Genomic DNA, 22,228 nt, shown 5'->3' with positions numbered 1-22,228 from the left:
CATGGATGCGATGAACATACTGCACCAGCAGCTCGCGCCGGAAGTGCGCGATGTCGCCTGGAGCAGCAACTGTGCCGGCGAGGTGTTCGCCCAAGGAGGCTCGGCCGACGGCCTGCGCATCGGGCACTTCCAAGGGGACGCGGAGCTGGCCGCGTTTGTCGTCGCGGCGCATGACGCCTGCCGAGCACAGGAGATGGGGAAATGATCACCAGAGGGCACTTCATTGGGGAGATCGTGGATGCGTTCACGGGTATCTCCGAGCGGGTCGAGACTCGCAACCGCTTGGGCATCACCGATATGAGCGTCTTCACGGAGGCCTTTGTCGGCGAGCTGCTGAACGCGGTGCTGGGTACGGACTTGCAGTCGCTCAACGATGAGCGTCCCAACGAGCCCGGCCTCGACCTGGGAGACAGGGGCGGCCGGTACGGAATCCAGGTAACCGCCACGGCTTCAAGCCAGAAGGTGCGCCACACCCTGGACGCCCTGACCGCCGAGCAGGCGAAGGCCTACGAGCGCATCGTGGTGTTCTGTCTGGGCAAGAAGCAAACCAGCTACAGCGTCGAGGGGCCATTCAAGCATGGCGTGAAGTTCGATTCCGAGAAAGATATCTGGGACTTCACCGAGATCGCCCGCATGGTGCTGGCCTTGCCGCTCGACAAGCTGCAGGCAGTCCACCAGGTCGTGCGCCGGAACACCGTGCAGCTGCTGGTGGAGCTGGAGGTCCCCGACGAGAAAGGCCGCTATCCCACAAACGGCTATGACAAGTGGGAGGCACGGCCGCCGCTCAAAGTCGGTGACGGCAAGGCCTTTCTGAAGTTCTACGAAAAGGAGTTCGGCGAGCTCGAAGACGAAACCAAGGTCGACGTCGTGAAGGCATTGCCGACCCTGGCCAAAAAGCTGCGCCGATTGCCGCGAGTGACCCGGGAATTCCTGGCCATGCTGATCGAACGCCGCGAGCATCGCGAGCCAAGGCGCAATTCCCGCGACGCTGCGATTCACGCGGAGTTGAACAAGGTGCTGCGCGAGTGCGGCGGCAAGGTCAAGGAAGAGCTGGACCTGTTGATCTATGAGGGCCTGGTTGATGTCGATGGCGAAGATCCGCACGAATCTGGCGCCCCTGAGATCTTCATGGACCTCACCGATTGCATTCCGTTGCGTGAGGGTCTGGTCGATTTCATCAAGAGCCGTGGCCTAACGGTGCGCCAGGTGATCGGTGGCGCCGACCTTTCCGCGTTTTAAGGACCGGCCATGCACAGTGAAACGTTCGAAGAAGGCCCGAGCTGCCAAGTCGGTGCCGATCAAGCCTGGAAGCTGCTTCCCCAGCCCTGCCCCAGCTGCCCGTGGCGCCTGGACCAGACCGCGAAGGACATCCCAGGGTTTTCTGTCGCGAAGGCGCGCGACCTGGCGGACACCTGCCCGGATGCGCGTGGACACGGACCGGACTTTGACGCGAAGGTGTTTGCGTGCCACCAGTCGAGGGTTGGCGAGGAATTCGCCTGTGCTGGCTGGCTGGCGACCGTCGGCCACTGCCACCCCAAGGTGCGGCTGGCTTGTGTCCAGGGCCGGGTGCCGGAGGCCTCGCTGGCGCCTGGCCGGGACTGGCCTGCCCTGCACGCGAACTATGGCGATGTGTTGCGCAAGCTGGAGGCGTCCGCCGATGACTGCGCAGCCTAGCTCGGGGGTTGCCATGGCTGACACTGCAGCACGCGCTTTGGGCGGAACCCCGGTTGTCGATGACCATGGCCACGCGCTCGAGGCGCCCGAAGCCGCCGCGCCGCGGCGCCGGCGCGGGCGTCCGCCTGGCGCGCGTGCGAAGACCACGGAGCGGCCCATCACCGCGGACGACGTCGCCTTCCTTCGGGCCACCGTGCAGGGCGTAGATGCGCGCGTAGCCGCTGAGCAGTATCTCTCCTACCTGGGCGTGGCGATCGAGCGCAAAGCGGCCGACACGTACGGCGACCAGCTGCGCGGGCGCGTCCTTGCGATGGCCTCGACCTGGCCAGAGCTTGCCGAGCAGGCGGCCATCGTGTGGCCGGAGGGCGCCCACCCTGCGGTGACGGGGGCGGATCAAGCCCTCGCGTCCCCGGCCCCGGGCGGGCCGGCGGCGGATACCCGCCCCAGCTTGCAGGAATTCGCGGAGCGGTTCGACGCCGACATGTACTCGGAAGCCGAGCTCATTGAGCTGTATGAGGAAGAGTTTGGTGCGGCTGCACCGCACACCGAAGCCAACCGCCCTGCCCCGGAGCCAAACCCGGCAGCTGCCGAGGCCGGCACCGGCGACTTCCGCCGCAAGCTGCAGGCCCTGGACTGGATGGACCGACGCCTCGCGGTGCGGCCGCAGCGAGAGGATGCGGTCGCGCAATGGCTCCAATTGACACCGGTACAGACGCAGGCACTGCGCGATGCCGGGGTGGTCAGCCTGGGCGACTTGCGCGACTGGATGGCGCTCAAGGGCGTGCGCTGGTGGAATGCGATACCGCGGTACGGGCGGGTGCGCGGGCGCAGACTGCAAGGATGGCTGGACCAAAGCGGCATCCTGCCCGGCAACGGCCTGGAGGAGCCGGTGCGCGCCCCGGCCGGTGAGATTCAGGTACACAGCGGCCAACTCGTGCCCTTCGGAGAGATAGTGTGGCCGCCGGCGCTGCAGGGCGCGGTGGGCGGCTTTAGGGGAACGGTGAATACGCTGGGTGCCCAGGACGACCTGCAGGCGATACTGGCGTGGTTCGGCACATTGCGCGACAACAGTCCGGCGACACAAGAGGTCTACCGGCGCGCGATCGAGCGGCTGGCGCTGTGGGCGATCACCGAACGCGGCCGTGCGATCTCGGCACTGGAATCACCTGACCTGCAGATGTTCTTCGATTTCCTGCGAAAGCCGCCTGCCCACTGGGTACAGACGCGCGTACGCACGCGGGCAGCCTCCGACTGGCGTCCGCTCAAAGGTCCGCTCAGCGCAGCGGGGATGTTGCAGACCAGTGTGGCCGTTCGCCAGATGCTCACCTACTGGTACGGCACGGGCTACCTCGCACTCAACCCGGCGGTGGGCATGCGGGGGCCCAAGCGCACCGAGGTCAAGATGGACGTTATGCGCTCCTTCAGTGCCCAAGACAAGGAGGTGATCCGCACCGTGGTGACCAGCATGGACGATGGCCCGCGCAAGCGCCGGCTCATTGCGATGATCCGGCTGCTGCAGACAGCAGGCCTACGCCGCGACGAGGCCGCCAGAATGACCTGGTCGAATCTCGAGCGCATGCGCATCGATGGCGAGGCCTCGGACAGTTGGGCGCTGCGCTTCGAGGGGAAGGGCAAGGTGGAGCGGATCGTTCCACTTCAGGACGCGACGATTGAAGCGCTGGAGGCACACCGTGCCGACCGCATCGCGCTGGCCGAGTCGGGTGACTTGGATGCGTTCAAGAATCTGGAGCCTGCAAGGATGCCCCTGCTGGGCATTCTCGACGAGCGGCTGGCCGGAAAGAGCGAAGGAAGCGCCGGCGACCTGCCTCACAATGCGCGGCGCGAAGGGAATGCGGACGGCGGACTGAGCGCGGCGCGCATCTACGGGCTGCTCAAGGAGTTCTTTGGGAAATGCGCAAAGATCGCGGGCCCGAAGAGTTCGGATTTTTTGGCGGCCTCCACGCACTGGTTGCGGCACACCTTTGCGCATGACACGATTGCAGCCAACGAAGGTCAAGATGGCGCTCTGGCCGTGGCGCAGGCGCTGCTGGGCCATGCCGACATCAACACCACGATGATCTATGTGAAGGCCGAGCTCTCCTCGCGCAAGGAGACCGTGGACAAGATCCAGTCCATTGTTTGAGCAAGTCGCTGGCGGAAACCTCGCAGGAGGCTTTATGCTCACGGGGCCACTACCCGCTAGTGGCATCCCTCCCCTCTTGCCCATCGGCAAGTTCAGGCCCACCAGTTGGTGGGCCTTTTTTCAACATGGGGTAATCTCACTTTCGGTGCAGAACACCCGGTTAGGAGTTCCGGGTAAACCCTAGCCCTTTGTTTACAAAGCTCATGTTGTCTACCCTCCTGATTTTTTTCAAAAAGGGGTCTCCTCGTTTTCAGTGCAATAAGTGACGGTACGAAAAGCTAGCACTGGCGCGGAGGTGGTGTTGGTAGATCGTTGATTTCATTGACTTTCCTGTTTACTTTCAAATCTGCGATTCGTGGCGTCAAACCGTGGTCGGTTTCATCCATTGGTGCCAGTTATCGATGCATTTGGCCGCGAAGGCAGGATTTGGTCAGCATAGCGGTCAACCGGGAAGCGAAACACACCCCGCAAGTTGATGCTCTCCAGCTTGGTGGGCGCAATCTTCCCGATCAGTTCCGGTGGAATGACCTGGCGGCGGTTCGACCAGCGATCCAGGACCGCCTGCATCTGTGAGGTATTCCACGCCATCACGATGTTGGCCATCAGGCTCAACGCATCGGCCACAGCCTGCATTTCATCGACACGTTTGGCCTGCGCCGGGCTGATCCGGCCGGTATAAATGGCGCGCTTGAGGGCGTTAACAGCCTCGCCCCGATTGAGCACCCGGCGCAACTCGTTCCTGAAAGCGTCCTTGACAAAGTAGTCAGCCAAAAACGCCGTACGCAGCAACCGCCCCAATTGCACGCCAGCCTCATAGATTGGATCGCCCTGGGCGGCAGAACCGAACCGCGCAAGAGCTGCCACCGCACTGGCATGTCCGCTCATGACCGAGGCTGCCAGGTGCACCAGACTATCCCAATGCTTTTCGATCAAAGCGACGTCGACATTGGCTTCGCACACCGCAGCGATTTCTGCGGGCACTTTGGTGCCGCGTGGCACAAAGAGGTGGCGCTGTTTGAGTTCCTTCAACCGCGGGCAAAGATCAAAACCAAGCAAACGGGCATGTGACATGGCAAAGTCGGTGTAGCCATGGGTATCCACAGCAAGCTGGCTGGTCTCCAGCTTTTCTTGGCGGATGACACCTTCAATGGCCACGCCCGCCTGGCGCTCATTGAGCACAAAGGGCTGCGCATGGAAGATGCCCCACCGGTCTTTTACATGGGAGTAGATTCCAATGGAAGGTGTGTTGCGCCGAGGATCAAGCCGGGCTTGCCACACCCGTTTGGTGGTCTCCATGCTCATCATGTCAGAAGATGCCAAATCGGACCGCCCCCAGGTGGCGGCAATCGGGTGTCGCTGCATGAATTCCAGCACAGCCTGGCAGGCCTGGCTCAGACGCCGTTCGTCCCGCGCCCAGCGCATGGCCTGGCGAATGCTGGTGGCAGACAATTGCGGAATCATGCGCGCGCATTCGACCGCAGTCAGACTGGTGCCGTGGGCCATGATGCCGGCATAGACCATCAGCAGCTCGTCGGTAGAGCGCGGCTCACGTCCGAGCATGATCCAGCTAAAGCGCACCTGGGCGTCAACGGCCAGAATCACTTCCGGCAATTGAACCTCACCGATGCGGTGATCCAAAGCCGCGCGCAGCTTGGTCACTTCTGGGTCTTCGTCCTCTGCGGGCAATGGCGACAAATGGAGTTCATCATCCACGCGCAGTACGCCACTGCGGGCTGCAGCGGCCACCGCATCGACACCGGCAGTTACTCTGGCCAGCAAAGGCTTCAAGAAAGTGGCAGCCTTGCTGGGTAACGATAGACGGGCATAGTGTTTCTTGGACTCTGCCTGCCAACGCTCGTCCGTGAAGAACAAGCGCGCACGACCCCGAAAGCTCAGGCTGTGCTCAATCCAGACCGAGCCATTGCGCACCGCGCGGCGCAGGGCAAACAGGGTGGCCACCTCCAACGCCTGAAACGCCCGTTCCCGGTCTGGGCTGGAGATCGAAACCTGCCAGATCATTCCCAGACTTGGTGCCACCACTTCAACTGGCAGCTTTCTGGATCCTTTGAGATATAAAGCTTGCAGCTTGGCAAGGTACTCGATGGCAGGATGCTCGCCGGTGGCCTGCCAGGGCAGCTTTGCAATGGCGACGAGCAACGACCGCACGGGGCGAATTCCATCAATCAATCCCTCGCGGACCAGGGAGGCCCTGCTCGGTGGTTTGCGTTTCTGGGTTTCGGTGATCAAGGCTTCAAGACGGGCACGCAACTCAGCATCTGGCACCGCACCTTGCGCGCTCAAGGCAACAAGTTCGCCGAGCAGCGTTTTGTACATTGCGGCCCAATTGACGGTAGCGGGGACATCGGCGGCAGCCTGACGCCACAGATCGGCGATCCGGCGCTGCACCATAAGGATCAACTGGTCTGTGGTGGTGAACAGGCAATACCGAAGAAAGCATGCGACCTCCACGGTGCGCGCTGGCTCTTTGATCTTGGCTCCGGCTGAGGGCGGCCTGGAGACAAGTCGGCGCGCGTAGCGGCGCAAGATGAGATCGGGGATGTCTGCCAGGTGCTTATGAACGTCCAGCGTGTAAAGCAGGTCGATGCGCTCCAGTACCTCGCTGATTTGGCGGGTTGAGTGTTTCGCCGGTGCAGCCCATAGCCAACTCTGCTGGGTTTGTCCATCTGGGCGCAGCTCTGAAACTGAGGCTCGCCAGCGATCAAGTGTTGCTGGATCAACGCTGGCGGCGATGGCGGTGCCTGTTTCAACTTCAAGCTGGGCAAGTGCCGCCGCAATCAGTGTCCGAATTGCCCGCTCGTGCACGATCACCAGCTTGTTCTTGTACAGCCATTGACGCGCCCGCACGAGTAGCTGATCGCGGTCGGCGCAGCGCGCCACTTCGTCGCGCAGTTCACGTACCAGTGAGCGGCGCTGGTGCTCGCTCATCCACTGGAATCCAAGGACCGTGCAGGCTACTTGTTGGTGATCGAATAGCGTGCGCCCGCGTTCATACATGGCTCTCAGCGAGGCGACTTCTGGTGCTGCAATGCCAAGCTCGTTGCCAAGGTGGCGCCACAAGGCTACTGGAATTACCCGAAAGGCACCGAGCAAACGCCCACTCATGCGCAGGAAACCAATATGGAGCGCCAGACCAAGCTTGTGGGAATCACCTCGGCGTGCATTGATTGCGTCGCGCTCGGCACCATCGAAGGTGAAAAATGCCTTCATCTCGAAGTCGCTGATATCGCGGGGGAGCCCACGCATCCCCAAAAACGTTGTGTGCCAACCCTGCATCGTGAACCTCAAAAGTGGGAGGCCACCATACCCGTTTACAAAGCGAACAGGAAAGTCAATGAAATCAACGGTCTACCCAGACCACCCCCGCGCCAGTGCTAGCTTTGCGTACCGTCACTTATTGCACTGAAAACGAGGAGACCCCGTCTCTGGCTGCGCAGGCGGCGGCAGTGCTCGGCGAATGCCGCTGTGATCAGGTCGTGCTTGGTCCGGAAGAAGTAGGTGACCGCCGCCAGTGACACCTCGGCACGCGCCGCGATCTCCCGCTGCACCACGCGGTCCGCGCCCTTGCGGGCAATGGTCGAGAGCGTGGCGTCAAGGATGCGCAGCGCAGTCTCATTGGTCTGCGCCCGCTCGCGAGCGAAGGCGTCGATGCTGGCCCGGGCATCCGCCTTGCGCGTGACCGACGGCACGATGGGCTGCCGGCCCAGGCGGGCATGCAGCCGCGCGGTTGGCGTCGTGATCCAGGCGGAGCGGGCCGCCGGATCGGTCTCGCACAGCAGCAGGCCCGTCAGCCCCAGGGCAAGATCGGCCCAGGCTTCTGCCGCCACGGGGCCGGCGTCGAACTGGCGCGCGAGCCCGCACCAGAACTGCCGCTCCTGCGCGACCTCCTGCTCGGCCGCTGGCCGCAGCTGCGGTTCGCGCCCCGTGCTCACCTCGAGCTCCAGTTCGTCCCGCAGGGCCAGGATCTTGCGCTGCTCGCCCAGCCGCATCTGCAGCAGGGCGGCGACCATATCGGGCAGCTCCACCCAGGCGGGCATCTGCTCGAGGCAGCGCGCCAGCGCGTCGGCGCGTGCGGCCTCCATCCTGCGGCCCAGCTCCGCGTGGACGGCGAGCAGCAGCTGCTCGCGGCCGCCGAAATGGTAGTTGATCGCGGACGGGCTGCCCCCGGTCCGGGCGGCCAGGGACCGCGCGCTCAGCTCGGCGAATCCCTGCTCGCAGGCCAGTTCGAAGGCGGCTTCCGTCAGCCGGTCGGCATGGGCCGCGGTCGGCATCTCCGTGAACACCTGACGTCTCCTATTTTCGTTTGTTCGCTGCCCCTTGGACAGTACATCCGTTCCAATTCTATCCAAAGTACCCATTCAACTTGCCATGAATTGGCCCATAAAACCATTACAAGTCATCAATCCGTCATGGGGTGACCTTACTGTACATACGTTCTAAACACAGTGCGAAGTGCCGGCGTGGGGTCGGTTTCGCCCTTTCTGTCAAAGGTGCCGCCATGCAAGAGTCCGCCCGTTCCCATTCCCGCTTCACCGTCGCCGTCGTGCCCGACACGCAGAACTATGTGAGCTACCGCAACCAGCGCGCGGCGGGCTTCCCGTTCAACGCGCGCGAGCTGCTCTGGGACATGATGCACTTCATCGCCCGCAACGCGGTGGGCAATGGCGGTGAGATCGCTTTCGCCACCGCGCTGGGCGACATGTGGCAGCACCAGATGAGCGCGGACGTGGACGCAGCTCATGCGCGGCGCGGCCACCGGTCCATCGTCAGCCCCTTGCTCGCAGACCACGTGGCGCCTGCGCCGGAGCAGGTGCTGAACATCGAGATCCCCGCCGTCAGGACGGCCTACGAGATCCTCGCCGGCCAGTTGCCCTTCTCCGTGGTCCCGGGCAACCATGACCACGATCACATGTGGGCCGACGCCGACTACCCCCCGCAGCCCGGCGCGATCGACTTGCACCGCCTGGACCTGGCCAGCGTGGGCAGCATCCATTGCGGCTCGCTGGAGAACTGGACGCGCAACTTCGGCGCCCAGACGCCTTTCTTCAAGAACCAGCCCTGGTATGTTTCCTCGTTCCGGCAGGGCGCCAACAGCGCCCAGATCTTCACCGGCGGCACCCACCGCTTCCTGCACCTGGGCCTGGAGATGTCGCCCGACGGCGAGGTGGTCGACTGGGCCGAGTCGGTTCTGCAGGCCTTTCCCGGGGTGCCGACCATCGTGTCCATCCACGAGTTCCTCAATCCCCGGGGTGAGCGCCAAGCCGCGGAATGCCTGGACCTGTCCCGCCTGGACCCCGAGCGCCACACCCCCGACCGGCTCTGGGACAGCCTGATTTCCCGCCATGACCAGATCCTGGCGGTGCTGAACGGCCATTTCCATGGCGTGCGCCACCGCGTCGACCCGAACCAGCACGGCAACCAGGTGTTCCAGTTCCTCAGCGACTACCAGGGCCGCAAGCAGTCGCTTCGCGGCACTTTCCCCGACGCCACAGTGATCGACGGCATCGGCGACGGCTGGCTGCGCCTGATGGAGTTCGATCTCGACGCGCAACGGCCGCGCCTGCGCCTGCGGGCCTACTCGACCTACTTCAAGGCCTACGCGTCCGATCTGCCCCAGTACGCCGCTTGGTACGGCCACGAGCATCCCGAAATGTCGGAGGCCGAGTTCCGGGCACTCGACGACGTCGAGTTCGACCTGGTCGACTTCCACACCCGCTTCGAACGCGCCCGCGTCGACGGCGAAACCGCCAACGAGACGCAGATGGCCCAACGCGCTTGAGCGTTTCCCTGCTCCCCTTCTTTCCAAAGGCATCATCATGATCAGAAAGACTTTCCTTCTTGGCGCGGCCGCCCTGGCCGCCACCGTGTCGCTGCCCGGCCGCGCAGGCCCCGTCCCGGCGACCGTGGACAAGCCGGTGACCATCACCTTCTACAACTACAACCTGGCCACCGCGGGCCTGGGCGCCGATGGCACCCGCAAGCTGCTGCAGGAGTTCATGGCGGCCAACCCCAACGTCAAGGTGAACGCGGTCGGCGTGAACGTCGCGCAGCTGATGCCCCGCTTGCAGGCCGACGTGGCTGCGCAGCGCCCGCTCGACGTGGCGCAGGTCGCATTCGGTGACCTCGACTTCGTGGCGCACAACCTCGGCGCCCAGCCGATCGAGAGCATCGTCCCCGTCAGCGAGCTGGCCGCCAACAACGTGGGCATGGCGCCGAAGGCGTTGAAGCTGGGCGTACTCGACGGCAAGACCTACGCGCTCCCGTACACCATTTCGACGCCGATTCTTTTCTACAACGCCGACCTGTTCAAGGCGGCGGGGCTCGATCCCCAGCGCCCGCCGCAGACCTGGTCCGAGGTCAAGGCCGCGGCGCTGGCGATCCGCAAGAACACAGGCAAGGCCGGTTTCGTGGCCAGCCTGTTCGGCCCGAGCGCCTACGACTGGATCCTGCAGGGTGTGGTCCGCTCGAACGGCGGCGAGGTGATCTCGCGCGACCGCAAGACCCTGCGCTTCGCCGAACCGGAGTCGGTGGCCGCCATTTCGATGCTGCGGGACCTGAACGACAGCGGCGCGATGGAGAAGATCAACTCCTCCGCGGCGATGGAAGCGATGACGGCAGGGACCCTGGGCATGTACCTGGAGTCGAGCGCCGTGCAGGGCTACCTGCTCGCGGGCGCCAAGGACAAGTTCGATCTGCGCGCCACCACCATGCCGGCCTTCGGTGCCAAGCCCCCGCGGCCGAACAATTCGGGCAGTGCGCTGGTGATCCTGACGCGCGATCCGCTCAAGCAGCGGGCGGCCTGGGAGCTGACGAAGTTCCTCACCTCCAAGCGAGGCTACACGGTGATCACCTCGGAGATCGGCTACCTGCCGCTGCGCCCCGAGATCGTCGACGATCCCCAGTACCTCGCCGCCTGGGCCAAGGAGCACCCGATGGTGCGTCCCAACCTGAAGCAACTCGCGGTGCTCGAGCCCTGGGATCCGATGCCCGGCGCCAACTACCGGCAGATCGGCAAGATGATGATGGACGCCGTCGAGCAGGCCGTGCGCGGCCAGGGTGACGTACGCCAGACGCTGAAGGCGGCGCAGGATACGGCCCAGGCTCTGATGCCAAGGTAAGCGCGCGCCGCGCCCTGTGACCTCCCGCAAAGGACTCGCGATCCATGAGTGAGCTGACCCTGGCCTCGCCGATGAGCAGGCCCCGCGTCCGAGTCCAGCGCGCGCACCGTATCGCGCCCTGGCTCTACATCCTGCCGGCGACGGCCGCCTTCGTGGTCTGGGTCTACGAACCGCTGCTGCGCGCGTTCGAACTCAGCTTCTACAGCTGGAACATGCTGCCCACCTCCCCGCGGACCTTCGTGGGCTGGGACAACTACGTCCATATCCTGAGCCTCGACAAGCTCTGGCAGGCCGTCGGCAACACCGGCATCTCCACCCTGGGGCTGTGGCCGATCTCGGTGCTGCTGCCGCTGGCGGTGGCCATCTACACCGAGGACCTGCCGGCCCGCTCGCGCAATGTCTACCGCGCGCTGATCTTCGTGCCGATGATCATCGCGCCGGTGGTGGCGGCCACCGTCTGGCGCTGGCTGCTGGACCCGGGGCACGGCGTGCTCAACCTGCTGCTGCAGCGCGTGGGCTTCGCGCCGATCGATTTCCTCGCCGATCCGCGCTTCGCCCTCTGGACCATCGTCGTCATCACCGGGTGGAAGCTGACCGGCTTCTCGACGCTGATCCTCGCCGCGGCCAACGCCAACATCAATCCCTCGCTGATCGAGGCCGCGCGCATGGACGGCGCGAGCCGCTGGGCGATCGTGCGCGACATCCGCCTGCCGCTGCTGTCCTCCAGCGTGCTGTTCCTGACGATGATGACCATCCTGCTGGGGGCGCAATGGAGCTTCGCCTACATCAACGTGCTGACCCAGGGCGGCCCGCTGGGGTCCACCACCAACATCTACTACCTGTTGTGGGACTTCGGTTTTTCCAGCCTGTCCGTGGGCTGGTCCTCGGCGTCTGCGGTTGTGCTGTTCGCGGCCTTCGGCGCGATCGCCTTCCTGCTGCTGCGCCTGATCGACAGGTTTTCCTTCCATGACAACTGAGATGTCCACCCTCCCCGGGGCCGCGTTGGCGCGCCGCCCTGCGCGCGGTACCCGGCGCGTGGCGCGGGCCGATCACTTCTCCGGCCCGGTCGGCCATGGGGTAATGGTCGTGCTGTCCCTGGTGTGCGTGTTCCCGATCTACTGGATGCTGGTGAGTTCGCTGCGGCCGGCCAACGAGATCTTCGAGATGTCGCTGTGGCCCTCCAGCCTGTCCCTGGGCAACTACGTCCGCGCGCTCGACACGATCCCGGTGCTGCAGATGCTGGCGAACACCCTGGTGGTGTCGGTCGCAGTGACGCTGATCCAGCTGCTGACCGGCCTGCTGGCCGCCTACGGCTTCGTGCGCTGGCGCTTCCGGTTCGACAAGCTGATCTACAGCCTGATCGCGCTGACCTGGCTGGTGCCCTTCCAGGTGGTGATGATCCCCAACTACCTGCTGGTGGCGCGGCTGGGCCTGCTCGACAGCCTGGCGGCGCTGATCCTGTCACACCTGGCGTCGGCCTTCGCCATCATGCTGCTCACTCAGACGATGCGGGCCTTCCCGCGCGAGGTCATTGAGGCCGCACGCATGGATGGCGCGGGCCACTGGCGCATCCTGTGGCAGGTCATCGCGCCCAACCTGCGCGGCACGCTGGCCTCGTTGAGCATCCTGGTCTTCATCTCCACCTGGAACGAGTACTTCTGGCCGCTGCTGCTCTCGCGCACGCCGGAGAACAGCGTCATCCAGATCGGCATCCAGATGTTCATGACCACCGAGGGCACGCTGTGGGGGCCGTTGATGGCGGCATCGACCATGGCCAGCCTGCCGGTGCTGCTGATCTACCTGGTGCTGCAGCGCCAGGTCGTCCAATCCTTCATGAAGTCCGGCATCCGTTGACGCCGGGCCGATTTCTCTCAGCCTCTTCCGGAGTCCACATGACGACACTCGCCCTGCGCGGCCTCAAGAAGGCCTACGACGGCAAACAGGTGCTGCACGGCATCAACCTGGATATTCACGACGGCGAGTTCGTCGTGCTGGTCGGCCCGTCCGGCTGCGGCAAGTCCACCCTGATCCGCATGGTCGCGGGCCTGGAGGACATCAGCGAGGGCCAGCTCAGCATCGACGGCCAGTCGATGAACGATGTGGACCCCAGCGAGCGCGGCTGCGCCATGGTGTTCCAGAACTATGCGCTCTATCCGCACATGACCGTGCGCGAGAACATCGCCTATCCGTTGAAGATCGCGGGACTGTCCAGGGCGGAGGTCGCCCGGCGGGTGGCCGAGGCCGCGCGCGTGCTCGACCTCGAGGCCTACCTCGACCGCCGGCCCGCCCAGCTGTCGGGCGGACAGCGCCAGCGCGTCGCCATGGGCCGCGCCATCGTGCGCGAGCCGGCCGTGTTTCTCTTCGACGAGCCGCTGTCCAACCTGGATGCGAAGCTGCGGGTCCAGATGCGTATCGAGATCCGGCGCCTGCACAAGCGCCTGAAGGCCACCAGTCTGTTCGTGACCCACGACCAAGTCGAAGCCATGACGCTGGCGGACAAGCTGGTCGTGATGCAAGCCGGCCAGCTCGAGCAGGTGGGCACGCCCGCTGAAGTCTATGGCCGGCCCGCCTCGACCTTCGTGGCTACTTTCCTGGGCGCGCCGCCCATGAACCTGCTGCCGGCCAGCGTGATCTCGGCCACCCAGGTCCGGCTCGATGCCGCGCCGCAGCACCCCATCGCCTGTCCGCCAATTGCCCTGCCGGTCGGCGCACGCTTGACCCTGGGCATTCGCCCGGAGAGCGTTCAACTGGCTGGCGCTGGCGTCCCGGCACTGGCCGCCAGCGTGGAGTTCGTCGAGGAGTTGGGTGGCAGCCATGTAGCCTATTGCTGGATAGGCGATGTCCAGCTCGCCTTGGTTCTGCCGCGCGAGCAGAAGGTCAGCGAAGGCATGCGGCTACCCCTCAGCCTGCCGGCCCAGGCCCTGCATGCCTTTGATGCGCAGCACGGGCGGCGCATCGAGTTCTTGCGCCGGCCGGAGCACGCGCCGGACGCGCTCGCTCTGGCCTAGTTTCATTAGGGCCTGTTCACACTATTTTTACAAGTGCGAACGAGGTGAAAATAGTGTGAACAGGCCCTAGCCGCTCTAAGCCACCAAGTCCCACTTGTTCCTTAGCGGAAGTTAATCATCGTGACGGCGGCGTTGCGCAGCAGCGTGGCCGCGAAATTCTGGTCGGTCATCTGCGTCAGGTACTTGCCCGCCGCGTCGTCGCGAGGCCGCAACGGGCGCATCGGCTTGCCGTCGGTGGTGGGCCTGAGGTAGGCGTTCAGGTCGTCGTCCTGAATGCCCCAGGCATGCAGTTCCGCCAGGAGCTCGGGGTTCAGGGATGTCGTCTCGGAATGCTGGCTGCGGACCTTGTGCATCTCCGCGTCGAAAACCTCCCAGGCTCGATGTTCTGCCTCGGCCCGCAGGCGGGCGCCGACGCGGCTGGCCACGGTTTCCGCCACCCAGCCCATCACCGCCGAGCTCAGGCCCGGGGCGACCTTCTTGACGAATAGACCGAGAACCACCGGCGCCGCGGCGGCACCGCTGGCCAGGCTGGCGCCCATCTGGACGCCGGCGTTCAGCAGAGTCAGCATCTTCGCGCCCTTGGCGGCTTGCGTGCGCGCGGCCTCGCGATCGTCCGGGCCACGGAATTGGCGCTTGTGTTCGATGCCCCGGAACCAGGCGTTGGCGGCCGCGCTCGACCCGACCGGCAAGGCCGCGTCACCACGCTTGAGGCTGCGGTAATTCTTGGCGGCGCACTTGAGGTTGGCCGCGGCCGTCCAGGCGCCCAGGGCCGTCAGCCCAAGCATCACGAAGCCCAGGGGCGGCATCACCGCCGTGACGGCCATGGAGGCGATCACCATGCTCGACAGGCCGACACTGGTGGTGATGAACCGGCCCATCTGGTTGATCACCAGGGCGGTCATGCGGGCGGTGCGCTTGGGCACGTCCGTGGCCTCGCGGTGCCGCTTGAGGCGCTCCTGCGGCGGGAGCTTCGGGTGGTCCTGGACCTGGGCCAGCCGGCGCATGGTCGCCGGTGCAACGGGGACAGGAGCCGTCACCGGGGACGCGGAGCGCGGGCGGGGCGACTCCAGTCCCAGAGCCTCCGGCAGCTGCACCAGGCGCAGCACATTGAAAAGCACGCGGCCGAAGCCCAACATGGATTCACCCAGGCGCTCCACGGAATAGTCCAGCACGGGCTTGGCCTCGCCCAGGGTCACGACAGTCGCCAAGCTCGCCAGCGCGAAGTTGACGATGCGAAAAGGCAGGTAGATCGTGTCCTTCAGCGCCTGTACGCCCTTGCTGCGCCGGGGCTGGGGGACCGGTGCGGGCGACGGCGGCAGCGGCTGTGCGGCGCTTTTCACCGCCGGAGCTGTGAGCGGCAGGTCCTTGGCACGAGGCGGCTCAGCATGCCGGCGTACAGGCGCGGCCTTTTGCGGGTCGGCTTCCTTGTTCGGGCCAGCGTTTCTGGACGGCACTTTGATCGTCTTGGGTTTGCCGTCCTTCGCAGGGCGCTGTACGGTCGGCGTCTCCACGGATTCATGCGCATGCAGGGGCTGCGTGAAGGCGACCTTTTCAACCGGGTTGCTGACAGGAGGCGCCGCGTCCTCGGTCACGCGGGTGTCCTTGCCCTTCACCGACCGGTTCGTGATCCGCACCTCCTGCCGCCCCAGCTCCTTGACCGGGTACTTGCGCAGGTTCCGGTAGAACCACCCGGTATCCAGGGGCTCGTGCGAGTACAGGGGTGGCCGCTGGGTTTCCGGACGAGGCCTGCCCGCCCGGTCCTTGGCCACGGGCTGGGGGCGCGTGGTGTTCGCGTCGACGCTTGCAATGGGCTGCTTTGCAACTGGGCGAGGGGCCATGAGCTACTCCGTGCCAGGCCAAGAGGTGGTCCGGATGAGCGATGAGTGGCAACTGAGCAGAAAACGTTGCTGTCGCCGCGCTGATAGGCGGCACCGAAACAATGCTGCTTTGCAGCAGCCATCGGGTAGGCGCGAGAGGCCACAATGGCCCCATGTGCCAACTCCTCGGGATGAACTGCAACACGCCCACGGACGTGACCTTCAGCTTCACGGGTTTCGCCCAGCGCGGCGGACGCACCGACCACCACAAGGATGGCTGGGGCATTGCCTTCTTCGAGGGCTTGGGGCTGCGCCACTTCGTGGACCATCTGCCCGCCTCCGACTCGCCGGTGGCCGACCTGATCCAGCGCTATCGGGGTCTCCTCGTTTTCAGTGCAATAAGTGACGGTACGAAAAGCTAGCACTGGCGCGGAGGTGGTGTTGGTAGATCGTTGATTTCATTGACTTTCCTGTTCACTTTCAAATCTGCGATTCGTGGCGTCAAACCGTGGTCGGTTTCATCCATTGGTGCCAGTTATCGATGCATTTGGCCGCGAAGGCAGGATTTGGTCAGCATAGCGGTCAACCGGGAAGCGAAACACACCCCGCAAGTTGATGCTCTCCAGCCTGGTGGGCGCAATCTTCCCGATCAGTTCCGGTGGAATGACCTGGCGGCGGTTCGACCAGCGATCCAGGACCGCCTGCATCTGTGAGGTATTCCACGCCATCACGATGTTGGCCATCAGGCTCAACGCATCGGCCACAGCCTGCATTTCATCGACACGTTTGGCCTGCGCCGGGCTGATCCGGCCGGTATAAATGGCGCGCTTGAGGGCGTTAACAGCCTCGCCCCGATTGAGCACCCGGCGCAACTCGTTCCTGAAAGCGTCCTTGACAAAGTAGTCAGCCAAAAACGCCGTACGCAGCAACCGCCCCAATTGCACGCCAGCCTCATAGATTGGATCGCCCTGGGCGGCAGAACCGAACCGCGCAAGAGCTGCCACCGCACTGGCATGTCCGCTCATGACCGAGGCTGCCAGGTGCACCAGACTATCCCAATGCTTTTCGATCAAAGCGACGTCGACATTGGCTTCGCACACCGCAGCGATTTCTGCGGGCACTTTGGTGCCGCGTGGCACAAAGAGGTGGCGCTGTTTGAGTTCCTTCAACCGCGGGCAAAGATCAAAACCAAGCAAACGGGCATGTGACATGGCAAAGTCGGTGTAGCCATGGGTATCCACAGCAAGCTGGCTGGTCTCCAGCTTTTCTTGGCGGATGACACCTTCAATGGCCACGCCCGCCTGGCGCTCATTGAGCACAAAGGGCTGCGCATGGAAGATGCCCCACCGGTCTTTTACATGGGAGTAGATTCCAATGGAAGGTGTGTTGCGCCGAGGATCAAGCCGGGCTTGCCACACCCGTTTGGTGGTCTCCATGGTCATCATGTCAGAAGATGCCAAATCGGACCGCCCCCAGGTGGCGGCAATCGGGTGTCGCTGCATGAATTCCAGCACAGCCTGGCAGGCCTGGCTCAGACGCCGTTCGTCCCGCGCCCAGCGCATGGCCTGGCGAATGCTGGTGGCAGACAATTGCGGAATCATGCGCGCGCATTCGACCGCAGTCAGACTGGTGCCGTGGGCCATGATGCCGGCATAGACCATCAGCAGCTCGTCGGTAGAGCGCGGCTCACGTCCGAGCATGATCCAGCTAAAGCGCACCTGGGCGTCAACGGCCAGAATCACTTCCGGCAATTGAACCTCACCGATGCGGTGATCCAAAGCCGCGCGCAGCTTGGTCACTTCTGGGTCTTCGTCCTCTGCGGGCAATGGCGACAAATGGAGTTCATCATCCACGCGCAGTACGCCACTGCGGGCTGCAGCGGCCACCGCATCGACACCGGCAGTTACTCTGGCCAGCAAAGGCTTCAAGAAAGTGGCAGCCTTGCTGGGTAACGATAGACGGGCATAGTGTTTCTTGGACTCTGCCTGCCAACGCTCGTCCGTGAAGAACAAGCGCGCACGACCCCGAAAGCTCAGGCTGTGCTCAATCCAGACCGAGCCATTGCGCACCGCGCGGCGCAGGGCAAACAGGGTGGCCACCTCCAACGCCTGAAACGCCCGTTCCCGGTCTGGGCTGGAGATCGAAACCTGCCAGATCATTCCCAGACTTGGTGCCACCACTTCAACTGGCAGCTTTCTGGATCCTTTGAGATATAAAGCTTGCAGCTTGGCAAGGTACTCGATGGCAGGATGCTCGCCGGTGGCCTGCCAGGGCAGCTTTGCAATGGCGACGAGCAACGACCGCACGGGGCGAATTCCATCAATCAATCCCTCGCGGACCAGGGAGGCCCTGCTCGGTGGTTTGCGTTTCTGGGTTTCGGTGATCAAGGCTTCAAGACGGGCACGCAACTCAGCATCTGGCACCGCACCTTGCGCGCTCAAGGCAACAAGTTCGCCGAGCAGCGTTTTGTACATTGCGGCCCAATTGACGGTAGCGGGGACATCGGCGGCAGCCTGACGCCACAGATCGGCGATCCGGCGCTGCACCATAAGGATCAACTGGTCTGTGGTGGTGAACAGGCAATACCGAAGAAAGCATGCGACCTCCACGGTGCGCGCTGGCTCTTTGATCTTGGCTCCGGCTGAGGGCGGCCTGGAGACAAGTCGGCGCGCGTAGCGGCGCAAGATGAGATCGGGGATGTCTGCCAGGTGCTTATGAACGTCCAGCGTGTAAAGCAGGTCGATGCGCTCCAGTACCTCGCTGATTTGGCGGGTTGAGTGTTTCGCCGGTGCAGCCCATAGCCAACTCTGCTGGGTTTGTCCATCTGGGCGCAGCTCTGAAACTGAGGCTCGCCAGCGATCAAGTGTTGCTGGATCAACGCTGGCGGCGATGGCGGTGCCTGTTTCAACTTCAAGCTGGGCAAGTGCCGCCGCAATCAGTGTCCGAATTGCCCGCTCGTGCACGATCACCAGCTTGTTCTTGTACAGCCATTGACGCGCCCGCACGAGTACTGGAATTACCCGAAAGGCACCGAGCAAACGCCCACTCATGCGCAGGAAACCAATATGGAGCGCCAGACCAAGCTTGTGGGAATCACCTCGGCGTGCATTGATTGCGTCGCGCTCGGCACCATCGAAGGTGAAAAATGCCTTCATCTCGAAGTCGCTGATATCGCGGGGGAGCCCACGCATCCCCAAAAACGTTGTGTGCCAACCCTGCATCGTGAACCTCAAAAGTGGGAGGCCACCATACCCGTTTACAAAGCGAACAGGAAAGTCAATGAAATCAACGGTCTACCCAGACCACCCCCGCGCCAGTGCTAGCTTTGCGTACCGTCACTTATTGCACTGAAAACGAGGAGACCCCAACCAGCGCGTGCCCACGTTGAATTGGCTGTGTTCGGGATGGCGGATCTCGTTCCACAGGGCGCGGCAGCGCTCACTCAGCCAGGCATTGAGTTCGACAAAGGAACTGAAGCGATGTCGGGCCGCCTCGATCCAGATGCGCCGACGGCTGTACTGCACGTTCTTCTCCACGCGCCCCTTCTCCCAGCCCGCCGCGACGTTGCAGAAGTCAGGGTCGTACAGGTAGTGCGCGCACATCACCGAGAAGCGCGCGTTGACAGTGCGGCCCTTGCCCTTGTGGACCTTGTCGACGGCGGTAAGCCCCGCTGCTTCAGGCCGCCCCACGAAGACGCAGACAAGTCGACTTAAAGGCAGCTTCAGACTGATGGCAGAAGTTTTAGGCCGCCGCGCTACTCGTTTGTACCAAAGCTGAAAGCATGCATCCGCGACATTGATAGGTCAGGCGACCGTGCCGGCACTTGCAAACCTCGACGGCGGCGATGTATTTGGCCCCATAAACTGACTGCTGAAAGTCGGCAATCAGGATGACGACAGGGGTACCGCATAGATCCTCAAGTGGCGAGCGGCGGCTGCCGTACGCACATGGCGCAAAGCGCCTTTGTGCGCAGCATCTAGGTTTCTCTGAACGTCGATGACATCAAGCCGGCAGGTTTCGTCTTGACGATGGCGGCGTTTAATCAAGCATTGGATCCGCCTGGATCCGCCGTCATTTGGCTCGTCGACGACCTAAATGCGCGTTTGGTGCTCGATCCGACGAACTGAAGATTACCCGCCAAGGCCAAGAAGCTTGCACTCGCCAAAGCTCTGCAGTTCAGGATTTCTTTCGGAAAATGACGACGTGCTGCCACGGCAGCCTCGCGTCTGTACGCACCCACTGCAACGGCAGGATTTCCGCTTCCCGGCGGATCTGCCTTTCCGTCATCTTGTGCAGCTGCTTGATCTGTACTGCGGGATCTTCCGCCTTGTACTCCACGAAAACGACCCGCCCGCCGGGCGCGAGCGACTGCACCACACTCCTGAGCATCTCATACGGAGCAGACAGCTCGTGATACACGTCGACCATGATCGCCAGGTCGACGGACCCCGGCGCCAGACGGGCATCGTTTTCAGTACCCAATGAAGGCGTGATATTGCGCATGCCTTCGGCTTCCGCAGCCTGGCGCAAAAGCGCGACCATCTCGGGTTGCACATCGACCGCCAGGACTCTGCCGGAAGGGGCGACCAGGCGCGCCATGCGACGGGACAGGTAGCCGGTACCAGCGCCGATGTCGGCAACCACCATGCCTGGCTTCAACTCCAGCGCATCCAGGAGAAGGTCGGTACGTTCTTCCTTCTCCCGTTCCTGGCGTTCGAGCCATGGCGCTCCTTGCCACCCCATGACCTGTGCGATCTCGCGACCCAGGTAGCGTTTGCCGATGCCGTCGGCGCTGGGCACTCCAGCGACGTACGCTAGCTCTTGCGCTTGCGCCGGAAAGCTGCCGGCACCAAGCAGCGATCCCAAAACCCCAGCTAAAACTGCAACGTTCCGAAAGAGTGTCATGTCAATCCAGTCAATCTCAGACAGGCATTTCGAAGTGGCCTGAATCTGCAGGTCAAGCCCTGCCGTCGCATTTGTCGCTGCAATGAAATGGGAACAACAGGGAGACTTATTTGACCCAGGTAGCAATCAACCAGTTTCAAATTTCGAAGACCCGCAGTTGGCCGTTTGGAGTCATGGCCCTCACAGATCTGGAACACAAAAGCACGTTAGCACCGCTTTCGCAAGGTAAAGCGCTTCGATTCTGCTCGGAGAGTGCCATTAGGCCAGCAGCAGGTTTCGCCCGCGGCTCACGTGTAAAGCCCGTGTAATCATGCCGCGAATACTTCACATAAAAGGGGAACCTGCGAGAACAGTTCAGTAGCCTCAATCAACCGCAAACTCGCATGGATGCTGGATTTTTCCAACTTTTTGAGATTCTTTAGAAATCGAGGTAGCGAAGACTCTTAATTCGTAGGTCGAGTTGTTGGCGCCGACTGGAGAGTGAGCCAACGGGGGTGCGGCACCGACAGCTATTTCCTCGGGTCGAAGCCTTTCGTGCAGCGTGCGCAGCGCTCGCGGCGCACGCTGGGCGTGCCCGTCCGGCAGGTGCACTACGATTTCTTAGGGCCCGCTTCGGCCCTTGATTGAGGCTTGAATCGCCTGCAGAGTCGGCAGGATCGACTTCACGGCACTGGACCAAGGGCCGCCTCTGCATCCGCGCCTACGCGCCTAGCCAGAATCTCTCGCTGCGATCGAGAAAGTCATGCAGGTGCACGATCACCGAATCGTCGTCGAGCAGGACGACGGCGTACTGTGGTGGCTCGAAGCTTCCCGGGATGTCTTCGGATTCCCCAAGGTGCAGTGCCACCTGATGGTTGGTACCGCGCAAAGTCGAGAAGGGGATGCCGCGCCAGGTGCCCGAGATGGGCCGGTGGATGTGGCCGAAGAACAGGTGCTTGACGCGATGCTCGTGGCCCTTCAGAGCCGCGAGCAACCATTCGTTGTCGACCAATCCGAGTCGATCCGCGACCGGGATGCCAACGTGGAATGCCGGATGATGCATGAACAGGAGCACCGGTGAATCATCCTCCGCCAAGCGCTGGGAAAGCCAGTTTGCCCGTTGCTCGCAGAAGACGCCGCAATGCGTTCCCGGTTCGTTGGTATCCAGAAACAGACCCCTGAACCTCCCGATGGCCTGCTCGTACTGGACGAACCCATTGCTGTCCACCGGCACCTGTGGGAAGCGCTCGCGGAAGTTGGTCCGGCTGTCGTGGTTGCCGAGAATCAGATGAACCGGCATTGGCAACCGCGCGCATTGCTCCGACAGCTGGCGGTAGGCGTCAGGGTGGCCGACATGTGCGAGGTCGCCCGTGATCACGCAGAACGCCGCGTCCGCGTGTTCGGCGATCACGCTGTCGATGCAGCGCTCGAACCGTTTGCCGGGGTCATGCCCGTAAAGGGCACGACCCTGCTCGACAAGATGAATGTCCGTGATGTGGATGAACTTGTGCATGGTCGTGGAATGTCCGTGATGTGGATGAACTTGTGCATGGTCGTGCCTTGCAC

At 63.3% G+C, this 22,228-nt stretch carries 15 protein-coding genes and 2 pseudogenes; 10 read left to right on the top strand and 7 right to left on the bottom strand.

Annotated features, from left to right (window positions below; all coding sequences use genetic code 11):
* Position 1: 1 nt before the first annotated feature.
* The 4 genes from C8C94_RS25335 to C8C94_RS25320 are packed head-to-tail and all read left to right on the top strand — an operon-like array spanning position 2 to position 3,817.
* Positions 2–205: a hypothetical protein gene (locus C8C94_RS25335; RefSeq protein WP_147433322.1), complete on the top strand. Its 204-nt coding sequence runs from the start codon at positions 2–4 to the stop codon at positions 203–205.
* A complete protein-coding gene (locus tag C8C94_RS25330; RefSeq protein ID WP_121423156.1) occupies positions 202–1,239 on the top strand; it encodes an SMEK domain-containing protein in 1,038 nt (345 codons plus the stop codon). Before C8C94_RS25335 ends, C8C94_RS25330 begins: the two co-directional genes overlap by 4 nt.
* A gap of 9 nt (positions 1,240–1,248) precedes the next feature.
* Positions 1,249–1,674 carry a DUF6283 family protein gene (locus C8C94_RS25780; RefSeq protein WP_199731503.1) on the top strand — a complete coding sequence of 142 codons (426 nt, stop codon included), beginning with the start codon at positions 1,249–1,251 and terminating at the stop codon, positions 1,672–1,674.
* Between the two features lie 13 nt (positions 1,675–1,687).
* Complete coding sequence (locus tag C8C94_RS25320; RefSeq protein ID WP_158603859.1) at positions 1,688–3,817, top strand: tyrosine-type recombinase/integrase; 2,130 nt, start codon at positions 1,688–1,690, stop codon at positions 3,815–3,817.
* A gap of 378 nt (positions 3,818–4,195) precedes the next feature.
* On the opposite strand, the gene C8C94_RS25315 is transcribed toward C8C94_RS25320, so the two are convergent.
* Together C8C94_RS25315 and C8C94_RS25310 are read right to left on the bottom strand one after the other, a co-directional pair.
* Complete coding sequence (locus tag C8C94_RS25315) at positions 4,196–7,111, bottom strand: Tn3-like element IS1071 family transposase (protein WP_044402914.1); 2,916 nt, start codon at positions 7,109–7,111, stop codon at positions 4,196–4,198.
* Positions 7,112–7,209: 98 nt separating this feature from the next.
* Positions 7,210–8,118 (bottom strand): TetR family transcriptional regulator, encoded by a 909-nt coding sequence (locus tag C8C94_RS25310; protein ID WP_031942798.1) that lies wholly within the window; start codon positions 8,116–8,118, stop codon positions 7,210–7,212.
* Positions 8,119–8,333: 215 nt separating this feature from the next.
* Between C8C94_RS25310 and C8C94_RS25305 the strand changes: the two genes are divergently transcribed.
* From C8C94_RS25305 to ugpC, 5 genes are read left to right on the top strand one after another with little or no spacing between them, the layout of a single operon-like run.
* Positions 8,334–9,614 (top strand): hypothetical protein, encoded by a 1,281-nt coding sequence (locus C8C94_RS25305; RefSeq protein ID WP_066784141.1) that lies wholly within the window; start codon positions 8,334–8,336, stop codon positions 9,612–9,614.
* Between the two features lie 37 nt (positions 9,615–9,651).
* Positions 9,652–10,953: an ABC transporter substrate-binding protein gene (locus C8C94_RS25300; RefSeq protein ID WP_121423154.1), complete on the top strand. Its 1,302-nt coding sequence runs from the start codon at positions 9,652–9,654 to the stop codon at positions 10,951–10,953.
* 44 nt (positions 10,954–10,997) lie between these two features.
* Positions 10,998–11,930, top strand: coding sequence for a carbohydrate ABC transporter permease (locus C8C94_RS25295; protein ID WP_121423153.1), 933 nt, complete (start codon positions 10,998–11,000; stop codon positions 11,928–11,930).
* A 1-nt stretch (position 11,931) separates the two neighbouring features.
* The gene (locus tag C8C94_RS25290; protein WP_121423152.1) at positions 11,932–12,807 is read left to right on the top strand and encodes a carbohydrate ABC transporter permease; all 876 of its coding nucleotides are present in this window, start codon (positions 11,932–11,934) and stop codon (positions 12,805–12,807) included.
* A gap of 38 nt (positions 12,808–12,845) precedes the next feature.
* Positions 12,846–13,961, top strand: coding sequence for a sn-glycerol-3-phosphate ABC transporter ATP-binding protein UgpC (gene ugpC / locus C8C94_RS25285; RefSeq protein WP_121423151.1), 1,116 nt, complete (start codon positions 12,846–12,848; stop codon positions 13,959–13,961).
* 101 nt (positions 13,962–14,062) lie between these two features.
* Here ugpC and C8C94_RS25280 read toward each other — a convergent pair whose 3' ends face one another.
* Entirely contained in the window at positions 14,063–15,799 is a 1,737-nt protein-coding gene (locus C8C94_RS25280; protein ID WP_121423150.1) for a hypothetical protein, read from the bottom strand.
* Positions 15,800–15,951: 152 nt separating this feature from the next.
* Between C8C94_RS25280 and C8C94_RS25275 the strand changes: the two are divergent.
* Positions 15,952–16,152 (top strand): annotated as a pseudogene (locus C8C94_RS25275) (class II glutamine amidotransferase); the annotation flags it as partial.
* Between the two features lie 144 nt (positions 16,153–16,296).
* Here the strand turns inward: C8C94_RS25275 and C8C94_RS25270 are convergent.
* From C8C94_RS25270 to C8C94_RS25255, 4 genes and pseudogenes are all read right to left on the bottom strand, one after another.
* Positions 16,297–18,999: a Tn3 family transposase gene (locus tag C8C94_RS25270; RefSeq protein WP_008344252.1), complete on the bottom strand. Its 2,703-nt coding sequence runs from the start codon at positions 18,997–18,999 to the stop codon at positions 16,297–16,299.
* Positions 19,000–19,158: 159 nt separating this feature from the next.
* Positions 19,159–19,440 (bottom strand): annotated as a pseudogene (locus C8C94_RS25265) (IS21 family transposase); the annotation flags it as partial.
* Between the two features lie 514 nt (positions 19,441–19,954).
* Complete coding sequence (locus C8C94_RS25260) at positions 19,955–20,683, bottom strand: class I SAM-dependent methyltransferase (protein WP_031942805.1); 729 nt, start codon at positions 20,681–20,683, stop codon at positions 19,955–19,957.
* A 700-nt stretch (positions 20,684–21,383) separates the two neighbouring features.
* A complete protein-coding gene (locus C8C94_RS25255; protein ID WP_121423149.1) occupies positions 21,384–22,175 on the bottom strand; it encodes a phosphodiesterase in 792 nt (263 codons plus the stop codon).
* Positions 22,176–22,228: the final 53 nt, after the last annotated feature.

The sequence above is a fragment of the Acidovorax sp. 94 genome (genome assembly GCF_003634645.1).
Classification (GTDB): Bacteria; Pseudomonadota; Gammaproteobacteria; order Burkholderiales; family Burkholderiaceae_C; genus Acidovorax; species Acidovorax facilis.
Note: the sequence above shows the minus strand (reverse complement) of the source record. Positions and strands in the feature narration are given on the sequence as shown.

Excerpts from the sequence above, each read along its gene's own strand:
- C8C94_RS25335 (WP_147433322.1), top strand. The coding sequence starts at position 2 with ATGGATGCGATGAACATACTGCACCAGCAGCTCGCGCCGGAAGTGCGC.
- C8C94_RS25330 (WP_121423156.1), top strand. The coding sequence starts at position 202 with ATGATCACCAGAGGGCACTTCATTGGGGAGATCGTGGATGCGTTCACG.
- C8C94_RS25780 (WP_199731503.1), top strand. The coding sequence starts at position 1,249 with ATGCACAGTGAAACGTTCGAAGAAGGCCCGAGCTGCCAAGTCGGTGCC.
- C8C94_RS25320 (WP_158603859.1), top strand. The coding sequence starts at position 1,688 with ATGGCTGACACTGCAGCACGCGCTTTGGGCGGAACCCCGGTTGTCGAT.
- C8C94_RS25315 (WP_044402914.1), bottom strand. The coding sequence starts at position 7,111 with ATGCAGGGTTGGCACACAACGTTTTTGGGGATGCGTGGGCTCCCCCGC.
- C8C94_RS25305 (WP_066784141.1), top strand. The coding sequence starts at position 8,334 with ATGCAAGAGTCCGCCCGTTCCCATTCCCGCTTCACCGTCGCCGTCGTG.
- C8C94_RS25300 (WP_121423154.1), top strand. The coding sequence starts at position 9,652 with ATGATCAGAAAGACTTTCCTTCTTGGCGCGGCCGCCCTGGCCGCCACC.
- C8C94_RS25295 (WP_121423153.1), top strand. The coding sequence starts at position 10,998 with ATGAGTGAGCTGACCCTGGCCTCGCCGATGAGCAGGCCCCGCGTCCGA.
- C8C94_RS25290 (WP_121423152.1), top strand. The coding sequence starts at position 11,932 with ATGTCCACCCTCCCCGGGGCCGCGTTGGCGCGCCGCCCTGCGCGCGGT.
- ugpC (WP_121423151.1), top strand. The coding sequence starts at position 12,846 with ATGACGACACTCGCCCTGCGCGGCCTCAAGAAGGCCTACGACGGCAAA.
- C8C94_RS25280 (WP_121423150.1), bottom strand. The coding sequence starts at position 15,799 with ATGGCCCCTCGCCCAGTTGCAAAGCAGCCCATTGCAAGCGTCGACGCG.
- C8C94_RS25270 (WP_008344252.1), bottom strand. The coding sequence starts at position 18,999 with ATGCAGGGTTGGCACACAACGTTTTTGGGGATGCGTGGGCTCCCCCGC.
- C8C94_RS25260 (WP_031942805.1), bottom strand. The coding sequence starts at position 20,683 with ATGACACTCTTTCGGAACGTTGCAGTTTTAGCTGGGGTTTTGGGATCG.
- C8C94_RS25255 (WP_121423149.1), bottom strand. The coding sequence starts at position 22,175 with ATGCACAAGTTCATCCACATCACGGACATTCATCTTGTCGAGCAGGGT.